The organism is Sporosarcina sp. CAU 1771 (assembly GCF_054482775.1).
In genome coordinates, this window is the sequence record NZ_JBTLRN010000044.1 from 1 (window position 1) to 10001 (window position 10001).

A 10001-nucleotide genomic window follows, 5' to 3' on the forward strand; every position below is an offset into this window, starting at 1 on the left:
GTTAGAACAATAATAATAAGATGTAAAAAAAAGGGAACTGATTGGTCTTAAAAGACCTGTTCCCTTTTTTTATTTTCATGAACACATTCGAATGGTATAAAAAGTAAGATATTGTTTATAGTGGGTTTTATGCAACGCTAGTGTCGCCTGCCTGTGCACCACACAATTTGAAACGATTCAGAATCGTGTTCAAGTTGCGTGGTGCACAGGCATCATCTACCTATTAATCTTAAAAAATTAGTACCAAGGATATCCTCTTTTTCATGATCGGGTATTTGAAGTGAGTCAATCCAACCTTTCTTTTCCGTGTAGTCATACTCATTGAACGTTTTCATTCCATATGGGCCGTCGCAACCGAAAAGAATTTTACGATATCCTAGTGATTCTACTGCCATCGTTACAATCGATTGATTCAGGTAATCGCTTGACGTGTCAACAAATACATTTGGTTGATCCTTAACGTACGTCCATAGATTCTTCCAAAAAGGAAGTCCAGCATGTGCCTAGATCACCTTTAGTTTGGGGAAGTTTTCAGGTAAATATTTGTAGGAATCTCGTTCTGATGAAAGGTGAATAATCATCGGTTTTCCAATTGATTCACAAATTTTCGCAACTGAAGCCAGTTCTTTAATCCAATACTCATGCATAAACGGATGGGCTTTCACGCCTATAAAACCAGATTTATTTAGATAACTTTCCACCTCTTCTACAGATTCAGGAACTCGTGGATTCACTGCCGCCCAGCCTAAAAATCGGTCTGGAAATCTATTAATTGCATTCGCAACAAGGTCATTGTTTGGTTTGGAATAAATCTTGAATGACTTCCCATAAAGTTTTAATGAACCATCTTTGACGAGTCCATCATAAATTCGGTGCCCTATTTTAGGTATATGTAGTATTAGCTGGCGAAAAAATCGTTGTAAATTCCGTTGATACATAGTATCCAATTCAAACATAGTTTCGTTCATAGGGGCTATTAACACCGTCTGATCTATACGGTTTCTATCCATTTCCTCCACCATTTTTTCAAGCGTCAACATCGTCTCATCCACATGAAAATGACAATCAACTATCATGTTCATCCCCCTTTTCTTTCCTGCCTGTGCACCACACAATTTGAAACGATTCAGAATCGTGTCCGAATTTCACCGTGCACAGGCATCGCATTGGCAGCACATTTAAAATTCAATGTTCCTTAATGCCTCTTTTGCCATTTTTACCGCCTTAGGCTCATCATTGTTAATTCGTTTTGAATCAATAACATACTCCAATGCTTCAATCATTTTATTGCTCTTATAAATTCTTATTACAGCATTAACTCGAGTTCTAGTACCGCCATAATCTTTATCTCTTCCTTGACTATGAAACACCTCTCGAACAAATTCACTTTTAAAATCTTTGTCGTTCTCTAATTGATTGAATTTAGTCCGAATTAAAGCTCCATATTCCGCAACAAACCATCCACCAGCAGACTCAATATTTCTTTTCAATACCTTATCTTGCATGATCATCACCTCCAATCGAAATTCTACCTGTGCACCACACAATTCGAAACGATTCAGAATCGTGTCTGAATTGCACCGTGCACAGGCATCGCACTAAAGCCATTCCTCGATAAATTCATCATCAGCCAAATTAACCTTCAAACAATATTCACAATAACCTTCTGCATCTATCGAAAATGGGTTGGACAAGAATTGTGGAAGAATGGAAGTGTTGAGATACGGAAGCGAGACATGGGGTGGGTTCCGATAGCTCGGATAGGAGCTGTGGGGATATTCGGATAAGTCGGTTACCATCGGGATTTGTGTTTCGATTGGATTGCGGTGAATGTACCGACTGACAATTAGCAGTACATAGGGATTTACTATTGCTTTTGCGTAATACCTTCGTTGATAAATCCGTCCGACATGGTGATAGCGTTTGGAATAGTAATCGCTGTAGCGACGGTTAACGCGCGCCATGATTTTACTCAACTCATCTTTTGATTGAATCAAAATGTGATAATGGTTCGACATAATGCAAAACGCGATAATCGTGAAATCAAATCGCTGATGAGCCTCACCGAAACAGCGCATTAAATGGTATTTGTCTTGCTCGTCCTCGTAAATATTTTCTCGATTGTTGCCGCGCATCGTGACGTGAAAATAGACACTCGGGTGCCAGTCCCTTCTTCGAATCGATCGGGTGATGTTTTCCCTCTCCTTCCAATTGGATGTATTTAATGCAATTAGTATAACAAGGGATTCGTTTTCTGACAATTGTGCAGAAGATGCGATAATGAAGTTTTGCATACCCTATAAATGAACATCAAACTCGTAATCTTGAACGTTATCAAGGATTAGGTAGAATGCATACAAACGCCACCTGCTTCAAAATTCAATTATGGGCATTATTTTAATTAAAAAAAGAATTTTTGTGCCTGTGCACCACACAATTCAGAACAATTCAGAATTGTTCTAGAATTGCGCCGTGCACAGGCAACATTAAAATATTTGATACGATACCGATCCTGTATTTCCTTCTACCAACGCACCATCTGGTTCATATTCACCGATGGAGATCATGACTAGATCATCGCCATAACTAATTTGTCCAAATGCAGAATACAGGTTGGTCTCCTCATCCATTTCTTCCTCTAAAAGCCCATCCGCACCAATAGCCGAAAGTTCTTCGTTAAAACGAGCAACCATTGCCGGAATATCCGCCTCTTCTGCTTCTAAAACCACAGCCCGCATCGGTCCCCCGTCCATGTCCATAATTACAATAAACCCGTCAGGTTGCGGCAGCCATTCCGGAAAATCTTCAACTTCCCTTTCACGTTCCATCATTCCTTCAAAATCAACTGCCTCACTTGCCTCTTCTACATCTACCGGTTCTTCTTTATCTGTTTCCAGAACTTCTACAACTTCATCTACTTTATCTACTTCAACTGCTTTTTCTGCTGGCGTACCTATTTTTATGCACCCTGATAAAAGCAACAAGCTCAGCAATAATGCCCCCAATAAATAAACTGTTCGTTTCAAGATAAATCGACCTCCTTTAGCTCTTTTCTATTAGTCTATGAGTTAAAGGTTAAGATGAGGTTAAGATGGCGTTCGAGTGCCTGTGCACCACACAATTCAAAACGATTCTGAATCGTTTCTGAATTGCACCGTGCACAGGCACGACAAAAATTCAAACAACAGCGGCACATTGCTATACTGTTCCAACGAAGCGACACTTTGTGAAATCAACCCCCAGCTTTCTAAATAGGGATCGTCTCCTGGTACGGGTGGCATTGTTTGTCGCAGAAATTCTTCAACGGGTATTTGTAACTGTTCCGCAAACTGTTCGACTTCGGGATATTTCGCGCCTTTTTCTGGGTTCGCGTTGTTAAATAAGACATGCTCTAAATTTCTTGAGAAGTAGTACATCCGGTAATTGATTTCACCCGAAAGGATCGTGTCCATCGTTTGCATCGCATTGATATTCTTACCTCTCTCCTCGTTTCTCGCCGCGATTTGCTGTTTTTGTTTGGCATGCGGAACACTAATTTTATTCGCATGATAAATCGTTAACTCCTTTTGGGTTTCATCAATAACAATCGCTTCTTCTGGAATGAAACAGCCATCCATATCAATAATATGTAGCACGCAACATACATCTTCCGCGCGAAATTTACTTTTTATCATAAACTCTTTGACCGCATTCCCAATGACCGATTTAATCGGTTCCTCTGGTTTGCTCAAATCGTATAAAATATCGCCGTGCTGTATATGAAAACGAATATGATACTGAGCGAATTCGGCACGCAGCCGATTGTTTAACAAAACCTCCTCGCAGCTTCCTTCGACAAGTAACAACACGACTTTCTTTCTATTCATTGCCATGTGAAATCCCCGCTTTTCTGAACGCCGTTTTTATATCAAACAAGTTGGTCTCCGCATAAATTGCTTCTTCTTGTCCGCCTAATTGCACAGCACGTAAATAGACGTCCCGCGCATTGCTTAGCCTTTCTACACCTTTTAATTGGTGATATCTATCGTTTTCATTCAGCGTCGTAAACCATAGATTTTCAATAGGAAGCACCTCTAAAATACGCAAATTATGTGATGTGAAAAACAGTTGGCCCTTCGCATTTTCATTTAAAACATCCAGAATTTCTCCAAGCAAATACTCAAAAATACCCGCATCCAGCTCATCAATAACGACACATGCATTTGGATTGTTGTAGACCGCAATGAGCGTGCTTAAAATAGAAATCATCTTCAACGTACCTTCCGACTCACTCCGCAACGGGAGTTCGATTTCTCCTTTTCGTGAAAGAAATTCGAAACGAACGCCTTCTTTTCCATCAGCCAACGTCTGCTTGTTAATCTGCCTGATCTTAATTTGAAGACCCGGAATAATCGTCTGCAACACGATATTCGTTTGACTCACCACTTGATCTAGCGTTTCAAACAAATCCATCGGGAGCACCATCACATCTTGCATTTCATAAGGTATCAGTCCGCGCTTCTTTTCCAAATGAACACTGAAAGGCATCACTAAATTCGCGATCAACAGGCCATATTGAACCGTATCGATGACGTGTAAATCTCGATTGAAATCCAACGCAAGATTTTTCAACAGCTCCGTTTCATGCGCTGTCAATACACCTTCAAAGACTTCCTTTAATTCATCCCGAAAAACAATCGAAGTGGAATTACTAGCAGCCATTCGATTGGCCACCATCACCGAAATTCGTTCGGATTCATTCAATTCACTAACTTTTTTATTCTGAATTAAAATCCCGTTTTCGTCCTTTGAAATTAGTGTTTCAAAAGACATAGTTTCCTTGTTTTCTCGATAGGATACTTCTTCTTCAACGACTTGATATCTCGTTCTTCCTTGCGATAAAGCAACTTTGTACTCAACAATGAATTCACCAAATTGATTTTCCACAAGAAAGCGAAACATCAACCCAATCGCTTTTTCATTAAAATAAAGTAAGTTCGATCTCAGTTTGGGAAGTCTCGCATCCTGGCTTGCTGATAATAAAACCTTCAACAAATTAAACGCTTCCACAGCAGCCGTTTTCCCAGAACCGTTTTGTCCATAAAACCCAATCACATCGGCTTTCTCCAACGTATCGAAACTCGAATTTGTATGAAACACGCCTCTCCTTACATTTTTCAGATTCGTAATTTCCACATTCGTCACCCTAATAATACTCGTCACGCCGAACACTCCTCTAATACGTAGGGAATTTGTGCTTTTACTTATTACTATGGCTTTATAGGTGATGAGTTATTCATCGGTTTTTCTGGTGCTTTTCTGGCGTGCCTGTGCACCACTCAATTCTGACACGATTCGGAATCGTGTCAGAATTGCACCGTGCACAGGCACACAAAAAGAAAAAACCCACCAAGCGGCTCATACATCAGCCTACTCAGTGGATTTCACCATTTTTTCTTTTTTCTTCTCTTCTGCCTGTGCACAGTGGTACAAGTACTAAAAACCGGATCCGATGAATAGTAATATAGAAGGTTACTTAATGAAGGGGTGATGATTTGAATTCAAAAACGGTTCTACAAACTTTTGGAACTCTTGCTTCAATTATTTTTGGGATCATTTCAATTGAACTTTTACAATACACAAAAGCCACGGAAGGTCACGGGATTGCATTGGAAATTGCCAAGTTTAGCGTACTCCTATTTACTATTTATATAATGGCAAGAACCGGGAGCAGTTTTTTAAAGGCAAGAAAAGAATATGAAGGTATTAATTATTTTCTAAGTATCTGTTTATCCTTAGTGCTTATTGCTTGTATACCCGCACTAATTATTACAGGGTTGGTTATCGATTTCGGAGGGTATTGGTTGGTGGTTCTAATTGGAATAATTATTTTGATTGCTTGGGCGAAAAGAAATGAGAATATGCGGAGAAGAGCTGTTGTAACTGTTGGTTAAAAATTCGTGCCTGTGCACCACACAATTCAACACGATTCTGAATCGTGTCTAAATTGCACCGTGCACAGGCATCGATAAAAGCCTTATTCACAACACTTCTTATACTTTTTGCCACTTCCACATGGACAAGGATCATTTCTCCCAACTTTTGTTGCCGTTACGGGTACTGACTTAGCCTGCATCTTATTTTCAGAATAAATTTGTTCACGACGTTCAGATGAAGCCTTCCATTTTTCACTGTCTGGGTGTGTTCTGCCCATGACTTTATAAAAACTATATAAAATTTGCTTCATATCATTTGCCCCATAATGATATTCTTGAAAAAGGTAATCCTCTATTAACGGAAACGCCTTCTCTGTAAAATGATGGGCCAGTCCTTCTATAACCATGCCCTTTCCATCCTCATTTAGGACGTCATAACATTCAATAAGTACATCCGCTGCATAATCCGTTTTCGTATTCTCGATGACCGACAAAGCAAAGATGTAGGTATCCTCATTCATCGCATATGGCTTTACTGCTTCTACCACTTGATCGGATTGATACTGAATCAGTGCCTCCGCCGTTTCTTCTAACAATAAATCTTCATCACGTGCAAGTAAGTCAGCTAATATTGGAATATAGGATGGTAATTTCAAAAAACCGATTGCTCGCACTGCAAAAATACCATGATATGTAAACGAATCATTTTCTAATTCAGACGTTATCACCTTGTCCAATTCAGATTCGTCAATCCAATTCCGTCTGAACAATTCATCCTGAATAATCTTCGCTTCCATGAAATGCGACTGATTAAATCGATCTTGCTGTTCCAAATACTCAACTTTATCAATGAATTTTGTACGTAATTCTTCTTGATCACTACTTAATAAATTATGATAGAAGTTCATTTGTTCTTTGGTGAAATAAACGGCCAGCTCCTTTTCATGAGCAATGACGATTTCAGGATTTAATGAAAAAAGGAAGGACTTTCCCATATGCTTCCGATCATCAGGAAGCTTGTCCATCAGTTGAATTAACAAGGGCACAGACTTGGCATCTAAATTTCTCTTGTTGAGCCACACAAGAATGGACGTGTTTATCTCAGGTTGTTGTACCAAGTCTTCCAATATAGAATTGGTCCACCCCACGGGAACTTCAGGGTAATGCTCTAGTGACTGAACAACGATTTCCTGAACGAGAGGTTCTTGATAAACGATAAATGGTTCGACTTTTTCTAAGTAGTTATTTTTCATTACGAATTGCCCCTATCCTATTGAACTTTATATTTGAATATTTAAGCGTGCCTGTGCACCACTCAACTTGAACACAATTCCGAATCGTGTCTAAATAAAATTCGAAAATTCGTGCCTGTGCACCACACAATTCAAAACGATTCTGAATCGTGTCTAAATTGCACCGTGCACAGGCACGGTGCAAACAACCAGGAACAGCAACCAGAAAAATTCAGCCCCTCACCTGTTCCCCCAAAACTTCCGCAACAGCCGTAGCATCTCGCTGATCCGCACCCTTATCACTAGCATCCGTAAACAATTGAAGCGCACTCACACTTATCGTTGTTGGGACCCCTTCGTCCTCTGCCAAACTCCGATAGAGATCTAGATCCTTCAACATATTCGCCAATGAAAACTTCACGTCGTCAAACGTGCCGTGAATGATATTCGGCCCGAATACGTCCATCACTTTCGTTTGCCCAGACCCTTTCTGAAACAATTCCGCCAACTTTTCTTTGGATATGCCTGCCTTTTCTCCCGTCAGTAACGCTTCACCTAACAACGAAATGATGCCGCCCACGACCATGTTGTTGCACAACTTCACGATTTGCCCGGCTCCGCTTTCTCCAATGTATTCAATGTGCTGGCCCATTGCCTGGAGCACAGGTGAAATCCCCGGAAACGTCTCCTTCGATCCGCCCACCATAATTGTTAGCGTCCCCAATCGCGCCCCATCTGGCCCACCACTCACTGGACAGTCAAAATACTCAACGCCGGATTCCCGTGCCGCCTCCGCTAAACTTCTCGTCCGCGCCACATCGTTTGTACTCATATCCAGCACAACACTTCCACGCTTGAGGTTATCAAAAGCCCCCTCTTTTTTGGATAAAAGCACGTGTTCCACTAACGTAGTCGACGGCAATGACAAAATCAGGACCTCGCTCCATTTCGCAAGCTCTCGAACCGACTTCACTCCAGCGGCACCTTCATTCACAACTCGCGCGACTGCTTCCGGGTTCGTATCGTACACCGTGACCTCATACCCTTTTCGAATTAAATTCGTCGCGATCCCATACCCCATTAATCCACACCCTACAACGCCAATCTTTTTCACAAGTTTCCCCCATTCCTTCAACCAACCTTTACGGACGAATATACACCGTTTTATAGTCCGTCCAGAAATCCAACGTCGTCGAACCTTGTTCACGCGGACCAATACTGGACGCTTTTTTCCCACCAAACGGGTACTGGTTCTCAAAATAATTCGACGGGATATTCACATGCGTCACCCCAGATTCGATGTTTCGAATGAAATGAAACGCCCGCTTCAAATCTTTAGTATAAATCGTCGAAGACAAACCGAATTCGCTGTCATTCGCAAGTTCCAGAGCTTCTTCATACGTATCGACAACCGTCATCGCCATCACTGGACCGAAGATCTCTTCTTTAAAAATCGTCATATCTTTTGTCACGTTACTAAATAATGTTGGCGCAACGAAAAAACCTGCATCCAAACCATCTGAAGTCAACCGCTTTCCACCACACTCAAGCGTTGCACCCTCATCAAGCGCGGATTTTACATAATGCAAATACGTTTTCAATTGACCTTCATCAACAACCGGCCCATTGTCCACGCCTTCTGTAAACCCATCGCCAATAACCAGTTTCCCTGCCCGCGCGACCAACTTCTTCGCCAACTCATCCGCAATCGAACGAACAACAATGAGGCGACTCGTCCCTGTGCACCGCTGTCCATTGTCCAAAAACCCACTAATTATTAGGTTTTCCACCGTTTCATCCAGATCCGCATCTTCCAGCACGATGGATGGATTCTTCCCGCCCATTTCAGCCTGCATCTTCGCCCCGCGTTCACTTACCGCCTTCCCGAGCGCAAGGCCGACACTCGTAGAACCCGTAAACGACACCGCTTTAATCTTCTCATGCCGACCAATCGCATTCCCGATAACCCCACCCGGCCCCGTCACCATGTTAATCACACCTGGCGGAACACCCGCTTGTTCAAACAACTCCATTATCTTTATGCTAATCAACGACGTATTGCTTGCCGGTTTGAAAATCACTGTATTTCCCGCAATAATGGCCGGTGCAATCTTCCAGATCCCGATACCGAGCGGGAAATTATACGGAGCAATCACGCCAACAACACCAAGCGGCTCCCGAATCGTATAGCCAAAAATCCCCGCATCATGTGACGGCACGGTTTCCCCTGTCATCCGAGTTGCTTCCCCACTAAATTGTTTCATCGCTTCAATCGTTTTCCGTACTTCACCATTCGCTTCGCGGAACGACTTCCCCACTTCCTTCGTAAGAATCGTCGCCAATTCCTCTTGCTTATGTTCCAACAACTGAATCAGCTTGAACAACACATCGCCCCGAGTTGGAGCTGCCGTATTCGCCCAACTTGGAAACGCATCCTCCGCCGCTCGAATCGCAATCTCCACATCCGCCTCATTCGACTTCTGAAAATACCCCAACACCCCTTGATTCGCCGGATTAATGCTCGGATACGTTTCCTTTGTGTTCGATGAAGCCCATAACCCATTGATGTAATTATAATAAGTCGTACTCACATACACGCCCCCTATTTCTTATATGTATCCTGGAAATCAAACTTATTACAAATCCCCCATTAGGATAACTATTCGACAGCAGATTTCTATTTCCTTCTTACTCGTGCCTGTGCACCACCACTAGCGTTGCATAAAACCCACTATAAACAATATCTTACTTTTTATACCATTCGAATGTGTTCATGAAAATAAAAAAAGGGAACAGGTCTTTTAAGACCAATCAGTTCCCTTTTTTTTACATCTTATTATTATTGTTCTAACTT

At 41.7% G+C, this 10001-nt stretch carries 9 protein-coding genes and 1 pseudogene; 1 reads left to right on the forward strand and 9 read right to left on the reverse strand.

Translation table 11 applies throughout. The features are described from left to right. Positions 1-212 precede the first annotated feature (212 nt). The 6 genes and pseudogenes from ACXYMX_RS16625 to ACXYMX_RS16650 form a co-directional block, all read right to left on the reverse strand. Positions 213-1082, reverse strand: a pseudogene (locus ACXYMX_RS16625) (amidohydrolase family protein). A 96-nt stretch (positions 1083-1178) separates the two neighbouring features. Next, entirely contained in the window at positions 1179-1505 is a 327-nt protein-coding gene (locus tag ACXYMX_RS16630; protein ID WP_459045363.1) for a hypothetical protein, read from the reverse strand. Between the two features lie 93 nt (positions 1506-1598). After that, positions 1599-2294: a transposase gene (locus ACXYMX_RS16635; RefSeq protein WP_459045364.1), complete on the reverse strand. Its 696-nt coding sequence runs from the start codon at positions 2292-2294 to the stop codon at positions 1599-1601. A gap of 192 nt (positions 2295-2486) precedes the next feature. After that, positions 2487-3026: a hypothetical protein gene (locus tag ACXYMX_RS16640; protein WP_459045365.1), complete on the reverse strand. Its 540-nt coding sequence runs from the start codon at positions 3024-3026 to the stop codon at positions 2487-2489. A gap of 96 nt (positions 3027-3122) precedes the next feature. Then, positions 3123-3872 carry a hypothetical protein gene (locus tag ACXYMX_RS16645; RefSeq protein ID WP_459045366.1) on the reverse strand — a complete coding sequence of 250 codons (750 nt, stop codon included), beginning with the start codon at positions 3870-3872 and terminating at the stop codon, positions 3123-3125. Beyond that, entirely contained in the window at positions 3859-5202 is a 1344-nt protein-coding gene (locus ACXYMX_RS16650) for an AAA family ATPase (RefSeq protein ID WP_459045367.1), read from the reverse strand. The genes ACXYMX_RS16645 and ACXYMX_RS16650 overlap by 14 nt, the downstream gene beginning before the upstream one ends. Positions 5203-5534: 332 nt before the next feature. Between ACXYMX_RS16650 and ACXYMX_RS16655 the strand changes: the two genes are divergently transcribed. Then, on the forward strand, positions 5535-5933 hold the full coding sequence (locus ACXYMX_RS16655) for a hypothetical protein (protein WP_459045368.1): 399 nt from the start codon (positions 5535-5537) through the stop codon (positions 5931-5933). 83 nt (positions 5934-6016) lie between these two features. On the opposite strand, the gene ACXYMX_RS16660 is transcribed toward ACXYMX_RS16655, so the two are convergent. The 3 genes from ACXYMX_RS16660 to ACXYMX_RS16670 form a co-directional block, all read right to left on the reverse strand. Continuing rightward, entirely contained in the window at positions 6017-7168 is a 1152-nt protein-coding gene (locus ACXYMX_RS16660; protein WP_459045369.1) for a HEAT repeat domain-containing protein, read from the reverse strand. A 211-nt stretch (positions 7169-7379) separates the two neighbouring features. Next, positions 7380-8261 (reverse strand): NAD(P)-dependent oxidoreductase, encoded by an 882-nt coding sequence (locus ACXYMX_RS16665; protein ID WP_459045370.1) that lies wholly within the window; start codon positions 8259-8261, stop codon positions 7380-7382. Positions 8262-8289: 28 nt separating this feature from the next. After that, positions 8290-9738 (reverse strand): aldehyde dehydrogenase family protein, encoded by a 1449-nt coding sequence (locus ACXYMX_RS16670; protein WP_459045371.1) that lies wholly within the window; start codon positions 9736-9738, stop codon positions 8290-8292. Positions 9739-10001: the final 263 nt, after the last annotated feature.